Annotated in this window: 21 protein-coding genes; 11 read left to right on the forward strand and 10 right to left on the reverse strand. The window is 63.2% G+C overall.

Going from position 1 to position 24,322, the window contains the following annotated elements:
• Positions 1-7 precede the first annotated feature (7 nt).
• From CIT25_RS22570 to CIT25_RS22580, 3 genes are read left to right on the forward strand one after another with little or no spacing between them, the layout of a single operon-like run.
• Complete coding sequence (locus CIT25_RS22570; protein ID WP_095486724.1) at positions 8-304, forward strand: sarcosine oxidase subunit delta; 297 nt, start codon at positions 8-10, stop codon at positions 302-304.
• Positions 301-3,294 carry a sarcosine oxidase subunit alpha gene (locus CIT25_RS22575; protein ID WP_095486725.1) on the forward strand — a complete coding sequence of 998 codons (2,994 nt, stop codon included), beginning with the start codon at positions 301-303 and terminating at the stop codon, positions 3,292-3,294. Before CIT25_RS22570 ends, CIT25_RS22575 begins: the two co-directional genes overlap by 4 nt.
• Entirely contained in the window at positions 3,287-3,889 is a 603-nt protein-coding gene (locus CIT25_RS22580; RefSeq protein ID WP_095486726.1) for a sarcosine oxidase subunit gamma, read from the forward strand. The genes CIT25_RS22575 and CIT25_RS22580 overlap by 8 nt, the downstream gene beginning before the upstream one ends.
• A gap of 52 nt (positions 3,890-3,941) precedes the next feature.
• Here CIT25_RS22580 and CIT25_RS22585 read toward each other — a convergent pair whose 3' ends face one another.
• A complete protein-coding gene (locus tag CIT25_RS22585) occupies positions 3,942-4,646 on the reverse strand; it encodes a nitroreductase (protein WP_095486727.1) in 705 nt (234 codons plus the stop codon).
• A 337-nt stretch (positions 4,647-4,983) separates the two neighbouring features.
• Between CIT25_RS22585 and CIT25_RS22590 the strand changes: the two genes are divergently transcribed.
• The 4 genes from CIT25_RS22590 to CIT25_RS22605 are packed head-to-tail and all read left to right on the forward strand — an operon-like array spanning position 4,984 to position 11,637.
• Positions 4,984-5,526: a helix-turn-helix domain-containing protein gene (locus tag CIT25_RS22590; RefSeq protein WP_167391084.1), complete on the forward strand. Its 543-nt coding sequence runs from the start codon at positions 4,984-4,986 to the stop codon at positions 5,524-5,526.
• A 20-nt stretch (positions 5,527-5,546) separates the two neighbouring features.
• Positions 5,547-8,000, forward strand: coding sequence for a GcvT family protein (locus tag CIT25_RS22595; RefSeq protein ID WP_095486729.1), 2,454 nt, complete (start codon positions 5,547-5,549; stop codon positions 7,998-8,000).
• Positions 8,000-9,181 carry a pyridoxal phosphate-dependent aminotransferase gene (locus CIT25_RS22600; protein ID WP_095486730.1) on the forward strand — a complete coding sequence of 394 codons (1,182 nt, stop codon included), beginning with the start codon at positions 8,000-8,002 and terminating at the stop codon, positions 9,179-9,181. The genes CIT25_RS22595 and CIT25_RS22600 overlap by 1 nt, the downstream gene beginning before the upstream one ends.
• A complete protein-coding gene (locus tag CIT25_RS22605) occupies positions 9,178-11,637 on the forward strand; it encodes a GcvT family protein (RefSeq protein WP_167391083.1) in 2,460 nt (819 codons plus the stop codon). Before CIT25_RS22600 ends, CIT25_RS22605 begins: the two co-directional genes overlap by 4 nt.
• 212 nt (positions 11,638-11,849) lie before the next feature.
• Here CIT25_RS22605 and CIT25_RS22610 read toward each other — a convergent pair whose 3' ends face one another.
• From CIT25_RS22610 to CIT25_RS22645, 7 genes are all read right to left on the reverse strand, one after another.
• Positions 11,850-12,437, reverse strand: a complete 588-nt coding sequence (locus CIT25_RS22610) for an NAD(P)H-dependent oxidoreductase (protein WP_095486731.1) — start codon at positions 12,435-12,437, stop codon at positions 11,850-11,852.
• Positions 12,437-13,018, reverse strand: a complete 582-nt coding sequence (locus CIT25_RS22615) for an NAD(P)H-dependent oxidoreductase (RefSeq protein ID WP_095486732.1) — start codon at positions 13,016-13,018, stop codon at positions 12,437-12,439. The genes CIT25_RS22610 and CIT25_RS22615 overlap by 1 nt, the downstream gene beginning before the upstream one ends.
• Before the next feature lie 206 nt (positions 13,019-13,224).
• On the reverse strand, positions 13,225-14,625 hold the full coding sequence (locus CIT25_RS22620) for an FAD-binding oxidoreductase (RefSeq protein WP_425351750.1): 1,401 nt from the start codon (positions 14,623-14,625) through the stop codon (positions 13,225-13,227).
• A complete protein-coding gene (locus CIT25_RS22625; RefSeq protein WP_095486734.1) occupies positions 14,622-15,923 on the reverse strand; it encodes a cytosine deaminase in 1,302 nt (433 codons plus the stop codon). The genes CIT25_RS22620 and CIT25_RS22625 overlap by 4 nt, the downstream gene beginning before the upstream one ends.
• A gap of 186 nt (positions 15,924-16,109) precedes the next feature.
• A complete protein-coding gene (locus CIT25_RS22635) occupies positions 16,110-16,961 on the reverse strand; it encodes an ABC transporter permease (RefSeq protein ID WP_095486735.1) in 852 nt (283 codons plus the stop codon).
• Positions 16,948-17,778 (reverse strand): ABC transporter ATP-binding protein, encoded by an 831-nt coding sequence (locus CIT25_RS22640; protein ID WP_095486736.1) that lies wholly within the window; start codon positions 17,776-17,778, stop codon positions 16,948-16,950. Before CIT25_RS22640 ends, CIT25_RS22635 begins: the two co-directional genes overlap by 14 nt.
• Before the next feature lie 9 nt (positions 17,779-17,787).
• Entirely contained in the window at positions 17,788-18,792 is a 1,005-nt protein-coding gene (locus tag CIT25_RS22645) for an ABC transporter substrate-binding protein (protein ID WP_095486737.1), read from the reverse strand.
• 357 nt (positions 18,793-19,149) lie between these two features.
• On the opposite strand from CIT25_RS22645, the gene CIT25_RS22650 reads away from it, so the two are divergent.
• The 3 genes from CIT25_RS22650 to CIT25_RS22660 all read left to right on the forward strand — a co-directional run bounded on the left by CIT25_RS22650 (position 19,150) and on the right by CIT25_RS22660 (position 21,082).
• Positions 19,150-19,533, forward strand: a complete 384-nt coding sequence (locus CIT25_RS22650) for a RidA family protein (protein ID WP_095486738.1) — start codon at positions 19,150-19,152, stop codon at positions 19,531-19,533.
• A gap of 83 nt (positions 19,534-19,616) precedes the next feature.
• On the forward strand, positions 19,617-20,420 hold the full coding sequence (locus CIT25_RS22655; RefSeq protein WP_095486739.1) for a creatininase family protein: 804 nt from the start codon (positions 19,617-19,619) through the stop codon (positions 20,418-20,420).
• A gap of 158 nt (positions 20,421-20,578) precedes the next feature.
• Positions 20,579-21,082: a GNAT family N-acetyltransferase gene (locus CIT25_RS22660; protein ID WP_095486740.1), complete on the forward strand. Its 504-nt coding sequence runs from the start codon at positions 20,579-20,581 to the stop codon at positions 21,080-21,082.
• Between the two features lie 58 nt (positions 21,083-21,140).
• Here CIT25_RS22660 and CIT25_RS22665 read toward each other — a convergent pair whose 3' ends face one another.
• Positions 21,141-21,650 (reverse strand): tyrosine phosphatase family protein, encoded by a 510-nt coding sequence (locus CIT25_RS22665; protein WP_095486741.1) that lies wholly within the window; start codon positions 21,648-21,650, stop codon positions 21,141-21,143.
• Positions 21,651-21,766: 116 nt separating this feature from the next.
• Complete coding sequence (gene cobD / locus CIT25_RS22670) at positions 21,767-22,807, reverse strand: threonine-phosphate decarboxylase CobD (protein ID WP_095486742.1); 1,041 nt, start codon at positions 22,805-22,807, stop codon at positions 21,767-21,769.
• Between cobD and cbiB the strand changes: the two genes are divergently transcribed.
• Positions 22,806-23,774 (forward strand): adenosylcobinamide-phosphate synthase CbiB, encoded by a 969-nt coding sequence (gene cbiB, locus CIT25_RS22675; RefSeq protein WP_095486743.1) that lies wholly within the window; start codon positions 22,806-22,808, stop codon positions 23,772-23,774. The two genes, cobD and cbiB, sit on opposite strands and share 2 nt — an antisense overlap.
• Positions 23,775-24,322: the final 548 nt, after the last annotated feature.

Below are 24,322 nucleotides of genomic sequence, written 5' to 3' on the forward strand. Positions count from 1 at the left end.
GACGAAAATGCTGATCACTTGCCCCTATTGCGGCCCGCGCGATGTCATCGAGTTCACCTACCAGGGCGACGGCAACCGCGAGCGCCCTCAGCCCGCGTCGCAGAATCTCGACGCCTGGAACGCCTATGTTTACGATCGGTTGAATCCGGCGGGTGACCACAACGAGATCTGGCAGCATTCCGGCGGCTGCCGCGCCCATCTCAAGGTCGTGCGCAACACGCTGACACACGATATCTCCAGCGTCGCCTTCGCGCGCGGCGACCACAAAGCCGCTGCGCGCCACAAGGCGGAGGGCAAGGCATGAGCCCACGCCGCACGGATGCCGGTGGTCGGATCGACCGGCTGCGAACCATCCGGTTCACCTTCGATGGCGCGCCTTACACCGGCCATGCCGGCGACACGCTTGCCTCGGCGCTGCTGGCCAATGGCGTCACCTTGTTCGGGCGCTCGTTCAAATATCACCGCCCGCGCGGCGTGCTGACATCAGGCGTCGAGGAGCCGAACGCCCTGGTGACGGTGCTGCGGGGCGAGGTTCGCGAGCCCAATATTGCCGCGACCATGGTCGAGATCTATGACGGGCTGACCGTTGTCAGCCAGAACCGCTTTCCATCGCTGTCCTGGGATGTCAGCGCCGTCAATCAGCTCGGCGGCAAGCTTCTGTCCGCCGGCTTCTATTACAAGACCTTCATGGGACCCGCGATCGGCCCGCTGAAGAGCACGCGTTTCTGGATGTTCTGCGAGCATTTCATCCGCCGGGCCGCCGGTCTCGGCCGCGCCGGGACTGCTCCCGACACGGCGCGTTATGAGCGCATGAACGCTTTCTGCGATGTGCTGGTGGTCGGCTCAGGTCCGGCCGGGCTGATGGCCGCCAGGGCAGCCGCCGATCAGGGCGCGCGTGTCATCCTCAGCGAGCTCGAACCGCATTTCGGCGGCTCGGCCAACTGGTCAGGCGAGACGATCGACGGCATGCCCGGGGCGGACTGGGCAGCGCGAGCCGCCGGCCAGCTCGAAGGCTATGACAATGTCCGCCTGCTGCCGCGCACCACGGTCTGGGGCTATTACGACGGCAACACGCTCGCTGCGCTTGAACGGGTCACCGACCATAAGGAGAGACCAGGCAAGGGCGAACCGCGCCATCGCTACTGGACCATTCGCGCCAAATCGGTGGTGCTGGCCACCGGCTCCTTCGAGCGGCCGCTGGTGTTTCCGGGCAACGACCGGCCGGGTGTGATGCTGGCGCATGCCGCCGAGCGCTACGCCAACGAGTACGGCGTGCTGCCGGGCAACAGGATCGCAATCTTCACCAACAATGACAGCGCCTATCGCTCCGCTCTTGCGCTGAAGAATGCCGGCGCGGCCATCGTCGCCATCGTCGACGTGCGGCCGGAGCTTTCGAGCGAGATGCGCGAGCTCGCCGATGAAGCGGAAGCCAAGATTCTTGCCGGTCACGCCGTGGTCGCCACCGAAGGCGGCAAGGCGCTGTCCGGCATCAAGGTGCAGCGCTTCGACATGGTCAACGGCGCGCTTGCCGGCGATCCGCGCAGCATTCAAGCCGACTGCCTGCTGATGTCGGGAGGCTGGTCGCCGACCATCCATCTGGCCAGTCAGGCCGGCGCCAAGGCGGAATGGAATGCCGCCAGGCAAGCCTTCCTGCCACCGAAGCCAACCCAGCAATGGATTGGCGCCGGCGCTTTCACCGGCAGCTTCTCCACCGCCGAGGCCATCGCCGAAGGTCGCGCCGCCGGGCTTTCGGCGGCCGGCGGGACCGGCGCACCAACGGCCTTGCCGGTCGTCGAAGCAGCACCCGGCGATCCCGACCCGGCGCCTGTGTTCGAGATCAAGGCCGATGGAAAAAGCTTCGTCGATTTCCAGCACGACGTGACCGCGGAGGATGTGCGGCTGGCGCATCGCGAAGGCTTTGTCTCGGTCGAGCACCTGAAACGCTACACCACGCTCGGCATGGCGACCGACCAGGGCAAGAACTCCAACATACCCGGCCTCGCCATCATGGCCGAAGCGCTGGGCAAGCCGATCCCCGAAGTCGGCACGACACGCTTCCGCCCGCCCTTTTCCGCGGTGTCTATCGGCTCGCTCGCCGCAGAACGCTTCGGCGACCTGAGGCCAGAGCGGCTGACGCCGATGCATGACTGGCACGTCGCCAATGGCGCAACCATGTATTCGGCCGGCCTCTGGTATCGCCCGATGATTTATGGCCATCCCGGCGAGACGATCGAGCAGGCCTATGTGCGCGAAGCCAGGGCGACGCGCGAGAGCGCCGGCATCGTCGACGTCTCGACACTGGGCAAGATCGCCGTGCAGGGTCCGGACGCAGCGGAATTCCTCGATCGGGTCTACACCAACATGTTCTCGACGCTGGCCGTCGGCAAGGCCCGCTACGGGCTGATGCTGCGCGAGGACGGCCTCGCTTTCGACGACGGCACGACGTGGCGGCTCGGCGATCAGGACTTCCTGATGACCACCACCACGGCCAATGCCGGCAAGGTGATGCAGCATCTGGAGTATTTCCTTGACGTTATCTGGCCGGAGTTGAAGGTCCACGTCACCTCGGTGACCGACGAATGGGCGGGTGCCGCCATCGGCGGACCAAAGGCGCGAGCCATTCTTGCCGCTTGCATCACTGGCACCGCCGTCGACAACGCCACGCTGCCTTTCATGGGCATCGTGCACGGCAAGATATCAGGCGTGCCGGTGATGATCTGCCGGCTGTCTTTCTCCGGCGAAATGGCCTTCGAAGTTTACTCCGGCGCCGGGTACGGCACCCATGTCTGGGAAGCGTTGATCGAAGCCGGCAAGCCGTTCGGACTGGTGACTTACGGGCTCGAGGCGCTGGGCACGATGCGTATCGAGAAAGGCCACGTCACCGGCGCCGAGATCGACGGCCGAACCACGGCGCGCGACCTGCATCTCGACTGGATGCTGTCCAAGAAAAAGCCCTTCATCGGCTCGGCGATGATGGATCGCGAGGGGCTGATCGCTCCCGGCCGGCTGGAACTCGTCGGTCTGATTTCGCTGGACAACCAGCCGCTCAACGGCGGCGCGCACATCGTCGAGGCGCTTGACGAAGCCAATCCGCACGATTCCATCGGCCACATCACCGCTTGCTGTTATTCGCCGGCGCTCGGCAAATACATCGCGCTCGCTTTGGTCAAGGACGGCAAGGCACGGCGCGGCACGCGCGCCCATATCTCCGATCCCCTGCGCAACCGGTTCGGCCCGGTCGAGATCGTCTCCAACCACTTCTTTGATCCGGACGGGAGCCGCATGCATGGTTGAGCGCCAATCACCGCTTGAGCTGGCACCGCTTGAGCCGGAACTGCGCACCGGCTCGCACGGCGATTTCGAACACGGCATCGATGTCATCCTCTCCGAAACCAGGCCGGGATCGATCCTGCAGCTCGCTGCCTGGCCGGGCCAGGAGAAGAAGTTGATATCAGGCATCCGCACCGTTACCGGCCTTGCTCTGCCCGATGGCGCCGGCGCCGGCAGCACCGACGGCGTGAGGTCGGTGTTCGGCTTCGCGCCGGGAAAATTCACAGTGGTCGACGGGGCCGAAGGCCTGGCATCAGCCTTTGCCAATGTCGTCACCCCTGCGATCGGCACGGTGACCGACCTGTCGCACGGCCGCACCGCGATCCGCATCGCCGGACCAAAGGCCGAATGGGTGCTGGCAAAACTCTTCGCCATCGACTTCGCGCTGCCGGCCTTCCCGGTCGGCGCCGGCCGCTCGACCATGCATCATGACGTCTTCGCGCAGATCCAGCGCACCGGCGCCGACCAGTTCGACATCTATGTGTTCCGCTCGTTTGCGCGCTCGTTCTGGAAGGCGCTCTGCCATGCCAGCGAGGAAGTCGGCTACGAGGTGCAGTAGACCGAGGCGGCGCGTCGTCACCTCACTTGGCGCCACCTCATTTGGCGCCACCTCATTTGGCGAATGTCACCCACTCTTCCAGCGGCGCGCGGTCGGTGCGGAACTCGTTTTCGGGCTTGGATCTGTCCTCATGGCCGAGCGCCATGCCGCAGACGACGATCTCCTCGTCGGGGATATTAAGCACCGGCCTGATCTGCTTGTGATACGGTGCAAAGGCCGCCTGCGGACAGGTGTGCAGGCCCCTGCCCCGCGCCGCCACCATGATGTTCTGCAGGAACATGCCGTAATCGATCCACGAGCCCTTGTTCAGCCGCCGGTCGACCGTGAAAATCATGCCGACCGGTGCGTCGAAGAAGACGAAGTTGCGGTCGTGCTGCGCACGCATCCTGTCCACCTCGCGCCGGCCGATGCCGAGCGCGCCGTAGAGGCCGAAGCCATTCGCGCGCCGCCGGGTGAGATACGGTTCGAAGAACTGGTCGGGGTAATAGCGATATTCGTCCCAGTCGGCCTTTTCGGCGCGGATGCCGGAATTGAGGATGGCGTCGGTGATCCGCTGCTTGACCTCGCCCTTGGTGACGTAGACCCGCCAGGGCTGCATGTTGGTGCCCGAAGGTGCACGCGCGGCGACAGAGAGAATGGCGCGGATCGTCTCGTCATCGACCATCTCGGGCAGGAAGGCCCGCACAGAACGGCGTGACGTGATCGCCTCGTCGACGATCGCCGCATCCTTGGCAATCCGGGTGTTGTTTTCCAGCATGGGCCGTCCCTTTACGCGTAATCCCTAAACCGGAATCGATTCCGGAAAGATCATGCGCCGTCCAGAAAATGGGAGAGCACCATTGCGGGTCCAATTGACGCGTGGCGCTCTATCGTAAGCGTCGACCGGGCGCCCTCAATCGCCGTTCGTGGCCGAGCCTTTGCCTGAACCGCCAAAATGGCGCAAGCAAATCTTGTGGCCTCATGAAAATCGTCTTGATTTTTTCACGAACTTGACCTCTCATGAAATTTGCACCCAATTTTTCACCATGGGAATTTCAAGAGAAATAACATTGCCCGCAACAGTCGTCAGATCGGAGCAGGAAAACCGCGAACGGCTGCTGGCCGGCGATATCAGGGCGCTGCGTAAGGCGCGCAGGCTGACGCTTGCCGAGATCGGTCTGAAGCTCGGCCGCTCCGTCGGCTGGGTCAGTCAGGTCGAGCGCGGCCTGTCGATCCCGTCGCTCGGCGATCTCAGGGCCTTCGCGGAAGTTTTCGGGGTGCCGGTCAGCCTGTTCTTCAGCCACGACGTGCCTGTCGAGAACGAGCGCGGTGTCATCGTGCGCGCCGGCAGCCGCCGCACGCTTGGCACAAGCGATTCCGGCCTTGTGGAGGAGCTTCTGTCGCCCGATCTCGGCGGTAGCTTCGAGATGCTGCGTTCGGTCTTCGCGCCGGGTGCGGAGCTGAAGACCGAGGCGCGCCGGCCGACGGAGGAAGCCGGATATGTCGCTTCCGGCAGCTTCGACATCGAGATATCAGGCGTCTGGCACCGGCTTGGTGAGGGCGACTCCTTTCGCTTCGACGGCAAGCCGTTCCGCTGGCGCAATCCTGGAGCGGAGCCGGCTGTCGTCATCTGGGTGGTTTCGCCACCTGTCTACTGAATATAGGTCTGGAGAAAAACATGGCGGGTTTGCCGACCACGGCACGTGTGGTGATCATCGGAGGCGGTGTCGTCGGCGCCTCCTCGCTCTACCATCTCGCCAAGGCGGGCTGGACCGACTGCGTGCTCCTGGAGAAGAACGAGCTCACCTCCGGCTCGACCTGGCATGCGGCCGGCAATGTGCCGACCTTCTCCTCGTCGTGGTCGCTGATGAACATGCAGCGCTATTCGACGGAGCTTTATCGCGGGCTGGCCGATGCGGTCGGCTATCCCATGAACTACCACGTCACCGGCTCGCTCAGGCTGGCTCATACGGTCGAACGCATGCAGGAGTTCCAGCGCGCCAAGGGCATGGGCCGCTATCAGGGCATGGACATCGACGTGGTCGGGCTCGACGAAATCAAGCGCCGCTATCCATTCATCGAAACGCATGAGCTGAAGGGCGCGCTCTACGATCCGAGCGACGGCGACATCGATCCGGCGCAGCTGACCCAGGCGCTGGCCAAGGGCGCCCGCGACATGGGAGCGAAGATCATCCGCTTCTGTCCGGTCACCGGCGTGCGCCGCGAGAAGGACGAGTGGGTGGTTGTAACAGCGCAGGGCGAGATCCGCTGCGAGATCGTCGTCAACGCCGCCGGCTACCGCGCGGCCGAAGTCGGCAAGATGTTCGGCCGCGACGTGCCGATGATGGTGATGAGCCATCAATATATCCTGTTCGAGGAAATCCCCGAACTGGCCGCATGGTCGAAGGAGCAAGGCAAGAAACTGCCGCTGCTGCGCGATGTCGACACCTCCTATTATCTGCGCCAGGAAAAGAACGGCATGAATCTCGGCCCCTATGAGCGCAATTGCCGTGCGCATTGGGTCGGCCACAACGACCCCATGCCCGATGATTTTTCGTTCCAGCTGTTCCCCGACGATCTCGACCGGCTGGAGGACTATCTGGCCGATGCCGTCGCCCGCGTGCCTATCCTCGGCACCGCCGGCCTGTCAAAAGTCATCAACGGCCCGATCCCCTACGCGCCGGACGGCAACCCGCTGATCGGCCCGATGCCCGGCGTGCCCAACGCCTTCGAGGCCTGCGTCTTCACTTTCGGCATCGCCCAGGGCGGCGGCGCCGGCAAGGTGCTGGCCGAATGGGTGACTGAGGGCCAGACCGAGTGGGACATGTGGTCCTGCGATCCGCGTCGCTTCACCAGCTTTGCCTCGGCCCCGGATTACTGCATCGCCAAGGGCATGGAGATCTACGGCAACGAATACGCCATCCAATTCCCGCGCCATGCCTGGCCGGCTGGACGCGACCGTAAACTGTCGCCGATCCACGATCGCATCAAGGCGCTCGGCGCCTGCTTCGACGCCTATAATGGCTGGGAGCGCGCCACCTGGTACGCGCAAGCCGGCGACGACGTCTCGGAAGCCGCGACGCTGACCTTCCGCCGCTACGGGCCCTGGCAGCATCGCGTCCGCGAAGAGTGCCTCGCCGTGCGCGACGCCGCCGGCATTTTGGACCTGCCTGGTTTCTCCCGCTTCAACCTCGACGGCCTTGGCGCTGCCGAATGGCTGAGCCAGCAAGTCACCGGGCTGGTGCCGAAACCCGGCCGCATCGGCCTCGTCTATTTTGCCGACGACAAGGGCCGCATCGTCACCGAAATGTCTGTGGTGCGTCACGATGAGAACCTGATGACGCTGATCACCGCCGCGGTGGCGCAGTGGCACGATTTCGAGTGGCTGAAATCACGCATGCCGAAGCATGCGACATTCAAGCTGATCGATCGCACAGAGGAATATTTCACGCAGATCCTCGCCGGACCCAACTCGCGAAAAATCCTCGCCGATATCTGCGCCGCCGACCTTGCTCTGCCCTGGCTGACGCATCAGGAAACGACAATCGCAGGCCGCTGGGCGAGGCTACTGCGTGTGTCCTTCGCCGGCGAACTCGGCTGGGAAATCCACACCAAGATCGACGACACCGCCGCGATCTTCGATGCCGTCTGGGCGGCCGGGCAGAAGCATGGCCTGAAGCCGTTCGGCATGTACGCGCTGGATTCGCTTCGGCTCGAAAAAGGCTACCGCGCCTGGAAGGGCGATCTGTCGACCGACTATTCGATCCTGCAGGGCGGGCTGGAGCGCTTCGTCAAATGGGACAAGCCGGATTTCCGCGGCAAGGCAGCGTTGCAAAATGAGAAGCAGCAGGGTGTCAAGAAACGCTTCGTCACGCTGACCGTCGAAAATCCCGGCGACTGCGATGCGCCCACCATGTCGACGCTGTGGCATGACGGCGAGATCGTTGGCGAGACAACATCCGGCGGCTGGGGTCATCGCATCGACAAATCGATCGCGCTCGGCATGCTGCGCGCCGACCTCACCGAGCCGGGAACCACGGTCGAGGTTGAAATCTTTGGCGAGCGCTTCACGGCGGTCGTACAGAACGACAAGCCGCTGTGGGATCCGAAGAACGAGAGGCTAAGAGCATAATGCCCAGACCATCATCGCGTATTTCCGGCATCGTGCCTTCCGGCAAGGATGGCTGGGAGGTTCATTCCGCTGCCTGGGCACGCAAGGAGGCCGGCGAGGACATCATCATGCTGTCGGTCGGCGACCATGATTTCGATGCGCCGGGCCAAACCATCGAAGCCTGCGTGACAGCGGTTCGCGCCAGCAACCACCACTACACCCCGCTTCCCGGCATTCCGCGCCTGCGCAAGGCGATGGCGGCAGCCTCGACCGCCTGCACCGGCGTCCCAACCAGCCCCGACCAGGTCATCGCCACGCAGGGTGGACAGGCGGCACTCTACGCTGCCGTGCAGGCCGTGCTCGACCAGGGCGACCACGCCATCGTGGTCGCGCCCTATTACGCCACCTATCCAAACACCTTCAGTGCGGCGGGCGCGGAATTCACTGTCGTCGAGACGCCGGCCGAGGATGGTTTCCAACCCCGCGCGGACATGATCCGCGCCGCCCTTCGCCCGAACACGCGGGCCATCCTCATCAACACACCGAACAATCCGACCGGCGCCGTCTATTCGCGGCAGCATCTTGAAGAGCTGGCGCAGATCTGCCGCGAGCATGACCTCTGGCTGCTGTCGGACGAGGTCTACTGGACGCTGGGTGGTGGCGAGCATATCTCGCCCCGCGCCCTGCCCGGCATGGCCGAGCGCACGCTCGTCATCAACTCGATGTCCAAGAGCCATGGCATGACCGGCTGGCGCATGGGCTGGCTGACCGGCCCCGAAACGATGATCTCGCTGCTGATCAACCTCAATCTGGTGACGACCTATGGTTTGCCGGCCTTCATCAGCCTCGCTTGCGCCGAGGCGCTGGAAAACGGCTACGGCGTCACGGAGATTGCCGAACGCTATGCTGCAAGGCGCAGCGTCGTCCTCGATGCCATGCGCGGCATGAACAACGTCACCGTGCGCGGTTCCGAAGGCGGCATGTATGTCATGCTCGACATATCGGCTCTCGAGCCCGACGACGAGAAGTTCGCCTGGGCTCTCCTCGACAAGGAAAAGGTCGGCGTGATGCCCGGCTCAAGCTTCGGCGAGGCGGCCGCCGGCCATATTCGCGTCAGCCTCTGCCAGCCCGAGGCGGTGCTTTTGGAAGCAGCCCTTCGCTTGCGCCGTTTTGCTTCCAGCTATCGCCGTGAGGCTGCATGAGCGCCCTGCCCGCCAAAACCATTCCTCCCAAAGCAAGGGCTGTCATTATCGGCGGCGGTGTCTCCGGCTGCTCGGTCGCCTACCATCTGGCCAAGCTCGGCTGGACCGATATCGTGCTGCTCGAACGAAAGCAGCTGACATCGGGCACGACATGGCACGCCGCCGGCCTGATCGGCCAGTTGCGCGGCTCGCAGAACATGACGCGGCTGGCGAAATATTCGGCCGACCTCTACGTCAAGCTGGAAGCCGAGACCGATGTCGGCACCGGCATGCGCCAGGTCGGCTCGATCACCGTGGCGCTGACCGAGGAGCGCAAGCACGAGATCTATAGGCAGGCGTCTCTCGCCCGCGCCTTCGACGTCGACGTGCGCGAGATTTCGCCTGGTGAAGTCAAGGAGATGTATCCGCATCTCAACATTTCCGACGTGGTCGGCGCCGTGCATCTGCCGCTCGACGGCCAGTGCGATCCCGCCAACATCGCCATGGCGCTGGCCAAGGGCGCGCGCCAGCGCGGTGCGACCATCGTCGAGAACGTGAAGGTCACCAAGGTCCACACTAGGGCCGGCCGCGTCACCGGCGTTTCCTGGGCGCAAGGCGACGAGCAAGGCATGATCGAGGCCGATGTCGTCGTCAACTGCGCCGGCATGTGGGCGCGCGAGCTCGGGCGCCAGAACGGCGTCACCATCCCGCTGCATGCCTGCGAGCATTTTTATCTCGTCACCGAGCCGATCCCCGGCCTCACCCGGCTGCCGGTGCTGCGCGTGCCGGACGAATGCGCCTACTACAAGGAAGATGCCGGCAAGATGATGCTCGGTGCCTTCGAGCCGGTGGCCAAGCCTTGGGGCATGGATGGCATCCGTGAGGATTTCTGCTTCGACCAGTTGCCCGAGGATTTCGAGCATTTCGAGCCGATCCTCGAAATGGGCGTCAACCGCATGCCGATGCTGGCCAGCGCCGGCATCCACACCTTCTTCAACGGTCCCGAGAGTTTTACGCCCGACGATCGCTACTATCTCGGCGAGGCGCCGGAGCTTTCCGGCTATTGGATGGCGACCGGCTATAATTCCATCGGCATCGTCTCCTCCGGCGGCGCCGGCATGGCCCTGGCGCAATGGATCAACGATGGCGAGGCACCCTTCGATCTGTGGGAGGTCGATATCCGCCGCGCCCAGCCGTTCCAGAAGAACCGCCGTTACCTCAGAGAGCGCGTCTCCGAGACGCTCGGCCTGCTCTACGCCGACCATTTCCCGTACCGCCAGATGGCGACTTCACGGAACGTGAGACGCTCTCCCCTACACGAACATCTGAAGGCGCGCGGCGCGGTGTTCGGCGAAGTCGCCGGCTGGGAACGCGCCAACTGGTTCGCCCGCGAAGGCCAGGAGCACGAATACCGCTATTCCTGGAAGCGGCAGAACTGGTTCGACAACCAGCGCGAGGAACATCTGGCGGTCCGAAACGGCGTCGGCCTGTTCGACATGACCTCGTTCGGCAAGATCCGTGTCGAGGGCCGCGACGCCTGTGCATTGCTGCAGAAGCTTTGCGCCAACGACATGGACGTGGCGCCGGGCAAGATCATCTACACCCAGATGCTCAACCAGCGCGGCGGCATCGAGAGCGACCTCACCGTCTCGCGGCTGTCGGAAACGGCGTACTTCCTCGTCGTGCCCGGCGCGACGCTGCAGCGCGACCTGGCCTGGCTGCGCAAGCACCTCACCGATGAATTCGTCGTCATCACCGATGTGACCGCTGCAGAAGCCGTTCTCTGCCTGATGGGGCCGGACTCGCGAAAATTGATTCAAAAGCTGAGCCCGAACGATTTCTCCAACGAAACCAATCCATTCGGCACGTTTCAGGAGATTGAAATCGGCATGGGACTGGCCCGTGCTCACCGCGTCACCTATGTCGGCGAGCTCGGCTGGGAGCTTTATGTCTCGACCGACCAGGCCGCCCATGTCTTCGAGGCAATAGCTGAGGCTGGCGCCGACGTCGGCCTAAAACTCTGCGGTCTGCACACCCTGGATTCCTGCCGCATCGAAAAGGCCTTCCGGCATTTCGGCCACGACATCACCGACGAAGACAATGTGCTGGAGGCGGGCCTCGGCTTCGCGGTGAAGGCCGGCAAAGGAGATTTTCTCGGCCGCGATGCCGTGCTGAGGAAGAAAGAGACCGGATTGAACCGGCGCCTGGTGCAGTTCCGCCTGAGAGACCCTGAGCCGCTGCTCTTCCACAATGAGGCGATCCTGCGCGACGGCAAGATTGTCGGCCCGGTCACCTCGGGAAATTACGGCCACCATCTCGGCGGCGCCGTTGGGCTCGGCTACGTGCCTTGCCAGGGCGAGAGCGAGGCGGATGTGCTGTCGTCGTCCTACGAGATCGAGATCGCCGGCGAGCGCTTCGCCGCCGTGGCATCGCTGAAGCCGATGTACGATCCGAAAGCGGAACGGGTGCGGATGTAGGGGCACCCTTCCCTTCTCCCCTTGTGGGAGAAGGTGGCCTCGCGAAGCGAGGTCGGATGAGGGGTGTTGGACGGATCGGTGCTTTGAAAAGGTAAAACGCTTCAAACCCTTCGATGTTTCCACGCCTCGTTTCTTCCAGCACCCCTCATCCGTCTCGGCGCTGCGCGCCGATCCACCTTCTCCCACAAGGGGAGAAGGTAATTTCCGCTGGCTCAAAACCGCTCCAGCTTCGTTCGCACTTTCTCCAGAAATGCCGCCCTCGTCTTTGGCGTCGACGCGTCCATCAGGTAGTGGGCCAGAAAGAACGTCTTGCAGCGGGTGGCGCAGAGCGCCCGCATGCCGCGCAGGATTGTCTTGCGTCCCGGCTGTCCGACGACGACGCTCCACCTGGTCGGCGCGCCGCAGGTCGTGATCACCCCGATCTTCGTCACATGCCTCATCAGCGACTGAATCCGTCCTTTGCCCGCTGGTAGCTTAAAGGCGACGTCGGTCGCCCAGACCCGGTCTAGCCACCCCTTCAGCATTGCCGGCAGCCCGTACCACCATGTCGGATAGATGAAGAGGATTGCCTGGGCCCAGTTTAGGTGGTCGATGTGCGGCTTGAGCGCCGGGTCCTGCGGGGCATGCTCATTGTAGGAGCGTCGCTCGCCGCAGCCCATGACCGGATTGAAATTCTCCGCATAGAGGTCGAGCAGCCGCACCTCCCAGCCCCTCGCCTTCAGCACCTCGATGGCACTATCCCGGATCGCGGCGCAAAAGCTTTCGGGCACAGGATGGCAGTAAACCACCAGGACCCGCATCAGAAGGCATCCATGCTGGCGGCGACCTTCGCCATGAATCTTTTCCGCGTTTCATCGGTCGACAGGTTCATCGAGTAATGCGCGAGATAGGAAACGGAGGCGCCTGGCTTGACCGTGGCGCGCAACACACGCTTGACCAGCTTTCGCGGCGGGTCGCTCATCAGCATTGCATGGAGCCGGCTGCCGCCATAGGTGGTGACCGCCGCCAGCTTGCGGATGTTGTGCAGCGACGGCTTCACCTTGCCGTCGACCAGCTTGAACGACACGCCAGGCAGGAAAACGCGGTCGAAGAACCCCTTCAGGATCGCCGGATAGCCGTAGTTCCACACCGGGAATGACAGCACCAGCGCCTCGGCCTTTTGCAGCCTCTCGATATAAGCGGCCGCCGGATCAGCGGCGCCGCGCTCGTCGTGATAGCTGACCCGTTCGGCGCGCGTCAGCCTGGGATCGAAATTCTCGGCATAGAGGTCGCAATCGTCGACGGCATGGCCAGCGGCCGTCAGCCGCTCGACGATCACCTTGTGCAAACCGGCATTGAAGCTGGCCTCGACCGGATGGGCGTAGAGCACGAGGATTTTCATTGAAGTGCTCGCAGGTTGGCGCGAGGCACCCCCCTCTGCCCTGCCGGGCATCTCCCCCTCAAGGGGGGAGATTGGCCGTCACCATCGGTTTTGCCAAACACCAACGCGGCAAGGGGATCGAGGCGTAGAAACTGCCAATCTCCCCCCTTGAGGGGGAGATGGCCGGCAGGCCAGAGGGGGGTACAGCGCCACACGCTCGTCATCGTTCAACCCGCCTTCTCCAACCCCTTGAACAGGAACGACTTGCCCGAGCGATAGTCGTAGTCCGGGTTTTCCCAGGCGATCATCTTGCCGGGATTGAGCAGCCCTTGCGGATCGGTCTCGCGCTTGAAGGCGAGCTGCACCTCGTCCGTCTGCTTCATGCCGCCCTCTTCCAGCGTGTAGCGGTGCGGATTGAAGACCCAGCAGCCATTGTCTTCATGGATGCGGATGATCTCGTCGAGCCGCTCCGCTGTCGTGAAGCGGACCAGCGGCAGTCCGGCCACGCCGATCGCGCCATCGAAGCGGATGAATTCGAGATGCGTCGGCACCTCGTCGCCGAAGCGATCGATCATCGCCTTGACGTAAGCGAGGTGATCCGGCGAGGGATAGCGGGTCTGCAGATAAGTAATCGTCGAGTCGACCCTGATGGCACGCAGCGTCGTGTGGTTCCAGGTCAGCTCATAGGCCGGCGGCAGGCCTTTGAGATCGGCCTCCTTGTCGGCGCGGAAGACGATCTCGCCCTTGCTGCGTGCGGTGAGGGCGACAAAGGCATCCATCGCATGCGACGCGATCATGCAGACGACGATGCTTTGCTCGCGCCGGAAGAATTTCTGGTGCCGCTTGAAATAGTCATAGGGGATCGGAGCGGCGATCGGCGTGATCAGTTTCGCCAGAATGCCATCCTGGATGGCAAGACCATTGCCGAAACCGGCTGCATCCATGAAATCGTCGAAGCCGACTATGACATCGATCCAGTCGTAGCTTGCGGTCAGCGGCATCTCGACCTCGGTGATGATGCCGTTGGTGCCGTAGGCATGCATGACCTTCAGCACCTCCTCGCCGGTAAGATCCATGATGCGAGGCTCCGCCTCCATCGTCACGGTCCTGAGCCTGATGACATTGCCGAGGTCGCGCAGCCCGCCCCAGCGGATCGAGCCAATGCCGCCTGAACCGCCGGCGACAAAGCCGCCTATACTCGCCGTGTTGTAGGTTGACGGCGACATCCGAAGCTCCTGTCCGGAATGCGCCCGCGTCGCTCTGTCGATGTCGGCAAGCACGGCACCCGGCCCGGTCACGACGCGGCCCGGCGCAATCGTCTTGATCGTATTCATCTCGGCAAGGTTGAGCACGACGCCGCCGGACAGCGGCATAGCCTGCCCATAATTGCCGGTGCCGCTGCCGCGCGGCGTCACCGGAATGCCATGCCGGTGACAGGCGGCGAGCACGCGGATCACCTCGTCTTCCGTCTTCGGCGTCACGATCAGGTCGCCGGTCACATGGTCGAGCTGCTGCTTCAGCACCGGGCTGTACCAGTAGAAATCGCGGCTCTTCTGCTGGACGATCGCCGGATGGTCGTCGATCTTCAGACCGTCGAGGTCGCGCTTCAGTGCCGAAATGTCCATCATTTCACCATCAGCTCGTCGAGTTCGGCATAGTCGGGCAAGTGGCGCTCGATGGCGCGGCCATCGCGCACCACGATGCGATCCGATTCGGGCCGCGACAGCAATTCCGTCCAGCTCCGCCCCCTAAAGACGACGAAGTCGGCCGCGCTGCCTGCGGCAAGCATGCCGAAACCATCGAGCCGCATCACCTTGGCCGGCGTCGAAGTCACCGCTTGCGGCCAATCGCCGACCGGGTGATCGAAATGCAGGATACGCGTCGCCATGCGGTAGACCTCCAGCATGTCGAGATCGCCATAGGCGTAGAACGGGTCCCGGGTGTTGTCGGAGGCGACGGCCACTGGAATGCCGCGCGCCTTCATCTCGTGCAGCAGCGTCACGCCGCGCCAGCGCGGCGTGGTGTTATCAGCCCGCCGGTCCTGCAGATAGAGATTGCACATCGGCAGCGACACCACGGCGAGCCGCGCCTTCGCCACCTTGTCCAGCGTGTCCAGCACATCGAGATCGGGCTGGCGTGCCAGCGAGCAGCAATGGCCGACAAGGATGTTTCCCTCAAAACCGTTCCATAGTGCCGCCTCGGCGATCTTCTTCAGCGAGATCGCCGAGGCGGCGTCGGTCTCGTCGGCATGGAAATCGAGGTCGAGGCCATGCTTGATCGCCTGCGCAAACACCTGGTCGAGAAGCTCTTCCAGGTCCGGCAGCATGTAGGTGACGACGCCGAGTATGCCATTGGCCGCGGCGACGCGTTTGGCCAGTCTTTCGAACCATTTCCTGTCGCGCACGCCTTCGATGCCGAGCAGGCAGGCCGCCTGCAGCTCGATGCGGCCGCGCCATTTCTCCCGCATCGTCTCGAACACCGGCCATGAGATCTCTTCCTGCGGCGCGACGCTGTCCAGATGGGTGCGCATAGCCCTGGTGCCGTGCGCGTAGGCGCAGCGCAGCGAAAAATCCATGCGGCGAGCGACATCGTCGGCGCTCCAGCGGGCAGTTCGGTCGGCGCCGGTGGCATTCAGCGCGCCCATGAAGGTGCCGTCGGGATTGGGTTTTCGAGGCCAGACATGGCCCTTGTCGATATGGGTGTGGCAGTCGACAAAGCACGGCATGACGATGCGGCCGCCGAGGTCGATCGTGCCTGCCGGTGTATTGGACTGGCGATGCGCGACGACGCTGGAAATCCTGCCGTCGGCGACGGCGATATCGGCGAGCGCAAAGCCATCGGCGTCGAAGGCTGCGGCAAGGCCCGGCGTCAGTGACGCATGAAGTCGGACGTTCGCAAGATGATAAGAACCAGAGGCCGGTATCAAGCCTTACCCCCCTCTGTCCTGCCGGACATCTCCCCCTCAAGGGGGGAGATTGGCAGCTTCGACCGAGGCGCTTCCTTTGCCGCGTCCGAGATTGGCGAAAACAAAACATGCAGCCGATCTCCCCCCTTGAGGGGGAGATGTCCGGCAGGACAGAGGGGGGTGTTTCGCGCAGACATTTCACCCACCCTACCGCTCCTGCCTCAGCGCGCTTTCATGCCAGCGCCGCAGGATCAGATGCGAGATCAGCGACAGCACCAGGAAGATGAGAATGCCGGTGAACGAGATCAGGATCAGCGCCGCGAACAGCCGCGGTGCGTTGAGCCGGTAGCCGGCCTCGATGATGCGCGAGGCAAGCCCCGACGACTGGCCGGTGGCCCCGGCGACGAACTCCGCCACCACCGCGCCGATCAGCGACAGGCCGCCGGCGATCTTCAGCCCACCGAGAAAATAGGGCATCGCCGCCGGCAGCCTGAGATAACGCAATTGCTGCCAGCGGGTCGCGCCGTTGAGCTTGAACATGTCGCGCAGATTGCGGTCGACGGAATTGAGGCCGAGTGTGGTGTTGGACAGGATCGGGAAGAAGGCGACGATCCAGGCACACAGCAGAAGCTTCGTCGTCTGGTTGTCGACGTAGATGTTGATCAGCGGGAAGATCGCGACGATCGGCGTCACCTGCAGGACGATGGCAAACGGGAAGAACGACATCTCCACCCATTTCGATTGCGCGAACAGCACCGCCAGCCCGACACCGCCGATGACGGCCAGAAGCAGGCTGAGGAAGGTGATCTTGAGCGTCACCAGCAGCGAGGAGAACAGCAGCCCGGCATCGTCGAACAGCGTTTGCAGCACCACACCGGGGCGCGGCAGGATATATTTCGGAATGTCGTTCCAGACGCAGATTCGATCCCACAGCCAGATCGCCAGGATCATGATCGCCAGCGGCAGCACCCATCGGCCGATCTGCTCGAGCCGCTCCTGGCGCACGCGACGCGCCTCCTCGGGGTCGAGCGTCAGCGCGTGTTCTTCAATGGCCGTCATGATGGGGTCCGGCAGTTGAGTTGATGGCGTCGATCAGCACGTCCGATGTCTGGCGGCAGAGCGCGGCATAGTCGGGCGAAGTACGGAAGGTCTCGTTGCGCGGATAGGGCGCATCGATGGCGAGTTCTTTGAACACTCGGCCCGGTCGCGCCGCCATGACGACGACGCGGTTGGAGAGGAAAACGCTTTCAAAGACGCTATGGGTAACGAAGACGACGGTGAAACGCTCGTCCTGCCATAGCTCCAGAAGATCGTTGTTGAGCTTGAAGCGGGTGATCTCGTCCAGTGCTGCGAACGGCTCGTCCATCAGCAGAACGCGCGGCTTGGTCACCATGGCGCGGGCGATCGAGACGCGCATCTTCATGCCGCCGGACAGCTCGCGCGGCACGGCGTTCTCGAAGCCGGTCAGGTGAACCCGCGCCAGCATCTCCATCACGACAGGCGCAGCCTTGGCCCGCGATACGCCCTTCAGCCGGAGCGGCAGCCAGACATTGTCGAAGACATCGGCCCAGGGCAGCAAAGTCGGCTCCTGGAAGACGAAGCCGATGTCAGGGCGATCGACAGAGCTGCTGCCGCGCCAGTCGAGCAGCCCGGAGGTCGGCGTCGACAGGCCGGCAATCAGCCGCAGCGCCGTCGACTTGCCGCAGCCGGAGGGCCCGAGAAGGCTGAGGAAATCGCCTTCCCGGATCGTCAGGTCGACGTCGCTGAGCGCTGTCACGCCGTTGGAAAATACCTTGCCGACGCCGCGCAACGCCAGCAGCATCGGACCGTTGCCCGATGCGCTTGCCGGCGCTTGCGCCACTTTCTCCTGCATCATGCCTGGGCGCTATTTCTTCAGCTCGATCCCGACGCCCTTGTTGACGAAGGCCAGCGTGTAGGACTTCGTGATGTCGACACCGGCCGGCACGACCTTGGCCTTGACCATCTTGTCGTAGAAGCTCTGGATGCGCGCGTCGGTCATTGCGCCGATGCCGAGTTTTTCCGTGTCGCCGGAATCGACGATGCCGAATTTCTTCATCTGCTCGATCGAAAACGCGATCTGTTCGTCGCTGATGTCGGGATTGTCCTTCTTGATCGCCGCGTTGGCGGCAGCGTTGTCGCCGTAGAGATAGTTGTACCAGCCCTTGGCCGAGCCATCGACGAAGCATTGGACCACCTCCGGCCGCTTGTCGATCGTGGCCTGCATGGTCTCGATCGTCGTCGCATAGGTGTCGAAGCCGTAGTCGGCGAGCAGGAACAAATTGGGCTGAAAGCCGCCTTCCTTGGCGACGGCATGGGGCTCCGACGTCACGTAGCCTTGCTGGATCGATTTTGGATTGGCGATGAAAGGTGCGGGGTTGAAGGTGTAGGGCACGCGCTTGGCCGGATCGAAGCCGAATTCCGTTACCATCCATTGGAAGAAGCTCTGTGCACCTTCGTCAGCGATGATGTACTGGTCCGCGTTCTTAAGATCCTCCCATTTGTCGAGCCCTTGACCCGGATGGGCCATGATCACCTGCGGTTCTTTCTGGAAGGAGGCAGCGACCACGCGCAGCGGAATCTCCTGCTGCACGGCGTCGAAGGCCTGCAGCATGTTGCCGCCCATGTAGAAGTCGATCTTGCCGGCGAGCAACAGCGGCCGCCCGCTGACCTGCGGGCCACCTTGCATGATCGTTACGTCGAGCCCGCAAGCGGCATAGGTGCCATCCACCGCGGCCTGATAGTAGCCGCCGTGCTCGGCCTGGGCGAGCCAGTTGGTGCCGAAGGTGACCTTCTCATTTGCTGCCGCGCTCAGCGTGCTCGCGGCAAGCAGCACGATCGCGCCAACCGAGATCTTAAGTTTTCCGTCCATCCACACCACCCTTTGTTGGCTCGGGCGCGTCACGCGCCGAGCTCGACACCATCGATTCAAGAAGCAAGACACATGCCATCGCCGGGACCGCCCGCTTGCGCAACAGTCGTGCGCGAAGGCCGGACTGGTCATGCTGTACCGGAAGCATCGTGCCTATTTTTTGAACGCCTGTCCACAATAGCCCTGATAACATGCACTGCATCTTGAAGGTTCGCCTAATCCGGCTTTAGAGCGACGTGCGCCCAAGTGGACGCACAAAGTACGCTCTAAAATTTTTGAGTCTTCGCATCGTGCTTTCCGAAAATCGATCCCGATTTTCGGGCCGATGCGATAGGCTGGCGGAGACTGGAGATTGTCATGTTCAAATTCCTGACGCCGAAGTCGATCAAACCGCCTTTTGCCCGCTACAGCCATGGCGTCGAGGTGCCGCCCGGCAAGAGGCTGGTGCTGTGTTCTGGCCAGGTTGCCATCACTGCGGACGATCAGATCCCGGAGGATGCCGGCGCACAGGCTGAACTCTGTTTTCAGAACATATCATCGATTCTCGGCGAGGCCGGGCTTGGACTTCAAGACATCGTCCGCATCAACGCCTATGTTACCGACCGCGCTTTCCTCAGGCCCTATATGGACGTCCGCGACCGCCTGTTCACCAGCCCGGCGCCCGCCTCGACGCTGATGATCGTGTCCGGTTTCGCCCGGCCGGAATTCAAGGTCGAGATCGAGGTCATCGCGGCAGGGTGATCGACAGGCGATCCTTCCCGCGCTAGGTCTGCATCGAAGAGGCCGGCCTATCGAAAAGGCCAGTCTGTCGAAAAAGGCATAACATGACCGTTGCGAAAAGACGCGTGTGGTGGGGCGACTATCGGACCACCGAATACGCCACCATCGACCCGGAGGCGACGATCGCCGTTCTGCCGGTGGCAGCGATCGAACAGCACGGGCCGCATCTGCCGGTTTCGACCGACACCTCGATCATGATCGGCATGCTCGACACGATGATCGCCCGCCTGCCGGGTGATCTCGACATCCGCATCCTACCCGTCCAGGCGGTGGGCAAGTCGAACGAGCACCTGCATGCGCCGGGGACCCTCACTCTGCCGGCGGCGACCTTGATCGAGGCCTGGACCGAGCTTGGCCTGTCGATAGCGCGCGCCGGCATCAGGAAACTGATCGTCGTGAACTCGCATGGCGGCAACGAGGAGATCATGGGCATCATCACGCGCGAATTGCGCGTGCGTGCAAAGATGCTGGCGGTGAAGACGAGTTGGCAGCGCTTTGGCCGGCCGGCCGGCATGTATACCGCGCTTGAGGACCGCCAGGGCATTCATGGCGGCGATGTCGAGACCTCGCTGATGCTGCATTTCCGGCCGGATCTGGTCGACATGGCAAAGGCCGACAATTTCGTGTCCAACGTCGCCCGCGCCGAAAAGGAATTTTCGCTGCTGCGCCACACCGGAACGCACGCCTTCGCCTGGATCGCTACCGATCTCAACCCGAACGGCGTGGTCGGCGATGCCAGCATTGCAACGGCCGAAAAGGGCAGGCTTACCGCCATCCATCAGGCCGACGGATTCATCAGCCTGCTGAAGGATTTGCGCAAGGCCAAGCTGGTCGATTGGCTGGCCTAGGGGTGTTTCTCAGGTCAAGGTGAGCCAAAATGCGGATTTCTGCACACGCCGCGCTTGAGGTTCAAGGCAGACAGCCACTTTTGATGGCGCTAGTTTCCAGACCGTGCGTAAAGCAAAGTATCGCCGGTTGCTTCTAGTCTCACATCCATGGGTGCGCGATGGTTGTCGTCACAAAGGCACTGACCCTTGCTGACTTCCATGAAGCCGGCGCACTCATCGCGGAGATGGGCCAATGGGACGTTGCACAATGCGGCGTGCACGGACTTCCGTCCGAAGATGTGATTTCCGCCTACTATTCTGACGATGCCGCGAGCTTGTTGGAGAAATGCACCTCGCCCAGCACAGGCATGTACCTCGCTCGGGCTGGCTCTGTCGCCTTAGGTTGCGTCGGCTACGTCAGTCATGGAGATGTTGCCGAGATCATTAAGCTCTTCGTGCGTCCGGAAGAACGAGGAAAAGGCGTAGGCGCCCGCCTACTTGCGACGGCGCTCGATGCTATCGAGCAGTCCAGGTGCCAAAAGGTGAACCTAGTGACAGTTTCATTCATGACGAATGCAATCACCCTTTACCGCCAGTTCGGCTTTCAAGAGTGCGAACCGTTCGAACCGGCACCGAAGGGCTTGGAGGAAGCTACGCGGTACATGGAAAGGGTGATCAAATAGCTTGGATGAAAACAGGCGCAGCCCATCCAGATCGGGATGGATCAGGTTCTGACCAGAATCAGCCGTCGATCTTCAGCGCGAACGGCGTGCCTTCGAAGGCGTCCGCGCCGCGCCCAATCGCCTCGATGGCGCGGCTCATGCGGCCGTTGCGATCAAGCAGCGCGTCGGCAACTGCGATCAGTCGCGGATTGGGCGTCGCCGTCGGCGATAGCGCCCGCAGCGTCTCAGCCAACTCGACCTCGTCGCGCTTCGGCGCCAATGCCGCCGCGATGATGTAGGCCGAGGCCGTCGAACGGCTGATGCCGGCATAGCAATGCACGACCAGCGGCCTTGCACGATCCCATTGCCGCGCGAAATCGAGCAGGCCGCGGACATGCGCCTCGCCCGGCATGGTCATGCCGTCCTGCGCCACGGCGATGTCGTGCATGACCAGATGCAGATGGTTTTCCCTGGTGATCGAGGCCGGGCGCGTCACCTCGGTACCGGCAGCCAGCAGGGAAAGCAGCCGCTCGGCGCCGGTTTTCGCGACCGTTTCCTCGACCTTCGACAGCGAACAGACATGGATCATTGCTTGGATCTCCTAATGCATGTCGCGCAAAAGTGCGCAGCGGTTTTGCGACAACGACATGCATAAAAACAAGAACTTAAAGCGCGTCGCATGAATCCGTTCAAATGCGACGCGCTTTAGGCGTTATCGTCGCGCTGTTGCGCCCAGTCGGCAAGAGCCGATTCGAGCCGCTGCCATTCTTCCTCCGGACCCGGCAGCCCGGCGCGCAGCACATGCGGCCGGCCGGAGAAATGACGAAGCAGGATGCCACGCTCGCCAAGTGCCGAAAACAGGCCGGCGGCGTCCGTCAGCCTGACATAGCGGAACAGCGTGGTGCCGCCGGCGACAGGCACGCCGAAGCGGCCGAACAGCGCATCGAGCCGCGCCGCATCCTCGGCCAAACGGCGTCGCATCTCGGCCTGCCAACCGGTGTCGGCAAGTGCGCGGATCCCATATTCGAGCGCCGGTCCGGCGACCGCCCATGGCCCGAACTGCGCCTCCAGCCGCTCGACCGTCAGCGTGTCGGCCAGTGCAAAGCCAAGCCGCAGCCCGGCGAGGCCAAAGAACTTGCCGAAGGATCGCAATACGACGATGCCGCCTTGCTCGACATCGCCGGTCAGGCTTTCGCCCAGCGGACCGACATCCATGAACGCCTCGTCGACGACCAGCAACCCGCCTCTGGCGCGCAATTTTCCCGCAAGCGCAAGCAGCTTCTTGCGTTCGATGATGCGCCCGTCTGGATTGTTGGGGTTAACGACGATGGCAAGGTCGGCTCCTGCCAGGGCTTCGAAATCATCGACCTCCATCACAGCATGGCCGGCGATCGCCGCTGCCCGCTGATGTTCGGCGTAGGTCGGCCCGAGCACCAGCGCCTTACCGGGGCTCGCCAGCGAGGCGACGCGCGGCAACAGGATCTGGGTGCCAGGCGCCGACATCACATGCGCTGCCGATGGCGAGCCATAGGCGCTTGCCGCGACGTCGGCCAACTCGCGGGCGCGCGCGGCTTCCGGCAATCTCGACAGGGCGGTGGCGGGCAACTCGAAAAACGGATAGGAGTGCGGATTGATACCGGTCGAGAGGTCGACGAAGGGTTGTGGCGCGTGCGGGAAAAGCGCCCTCGCCCGGCCAAGGCTTCCGCCGTGATCCACCACTGTCGCCGCTCCATCAAGAGACTTCATGTCGATCCTGATCGCTTTCCTGTCACTGGTTGTTGAATTCGCTGTCGGCTACCCGGCCTGGCTGTTCGGCGCCATCGGCCATCCCGTCACCTGGTTCGGCAGGCTGATATCCTTTCTCGACCGCAGGCTCAACCGCGATACTGATTCCGACGCCCTGCGTCGCCGGCGCGGTGTTCATGCGCTGCTGATCATCGTGCTGGTGCCGGCCGCCATCGCTTTCGCAGTTGAAACCATGCTTTCGGGCATTCCAGCCGGATTGATCCTCACGGCGATTCTGGCGACGTCGCTGCTGTCGCAGAAGAGCCTGGCCGAGCATGTCGAGGCGGTGGCCGACGGGTTGGACAATGGCGGACTCGATATCGGCCGTGTTGCCGTCTCGCGGATCGTCGGCCGCGATCCGGAAAAGCTCGACAGATCAGGTGTCTGCCGCGCGGCGATCGAAAGCCTGGCCGAGAATTTTTCCGACGGCGTCGTCGCGCCCGTCTTCTGGATCGGCGTCGGCGGCTTGGCCGGCGGCGTCGCCTACAAGGCCGCCAACACCGCCGATTCGATGATCGGCCACCGCACGCCGCGCCACGAGGCCTTCGGCCGGGCGGCGGCGCGCTTCGACGATCTGATCAACCTGCCGGCGTCACGGCTGACCGCGCTGCTCATCGTGGCTGCCTCTTTCTTCGTCAAAGGCGCCGATGCCGGCAACGCCTGGCGCACCGTGCAGCGCGACGCGAAAAAGCACCGCTCGCCCAATGCCGGCTGGCCTGAGGCAGCGATGGCCGGCGCGCTTGGCCTGGCGCTCGCCGGCCCGCGTTCCTATGACGGCGTCATGGTCGACGATGCATTCATGGGCGAAGGCGGCCGCCGCGATGCGGAAAGCATCGACATCAGGCGGGCGCTGAAACTCTACCGGACGGCCGACCTTCTGCTGATCGCGCTGTTCGGCCTGCTGTCGGCGATCGTCATCGCTGCGTGACGTTTAATCCGGTCGAGATCGGCTAAAACAAAAAACCCGCCTCAAAGGCGGGTCGCTGGCGCAAATCTGCACCATGAATAAATTCCTAGCATAACTGCCGTCACAAAGCAATTGATTTCGGGCCACGACGTGGCCAATCGCTTCAGGTTTGCGCTGCCCTCACTCTTACCATTCCGGGGCGAGCCGCTTCGTGCGGCTTTCCCTTCTCCCCTTGTGGGAGAAGGTGGCCGCGAAGCGGCCGGATGAGGGGTGTTCCAGCTTGGCACCAACAGCGCTCCGGCCAGCACCCCTCAACCGTCTTGGCGCTGCGCGCCAATCCACCTTCTCCCACAGGGAGGGCTTTGCACGGGGAGCGAAGTGGAGTTCGGTGGTCAGTGGGGGCCTTTTTGAAGGCCGGCAGAGCGGTTTTAGGCGGCCCTTGCGAGGCCTTTGTCGGTTTAGGCTGCCATCCGCCGGATTGGGGGCGGACTCCTCCCTCATGTCCGCCTCTCATCGGGTGGATAGAGGACGCCAATCATGGTGCGCAGATTGTAAGCGCAGGCGGCCAG

It is taken from the genome of Mesorhizobium mediterraneum (assembly GCF_002284565.1).
Lineage (GTDB): Bacteria > Pseudomonadota > Alphaproteobacteria > Rhizobiales > Rhizobiaceae > Mesorhizobium > Mesorhizobium mediterraneum.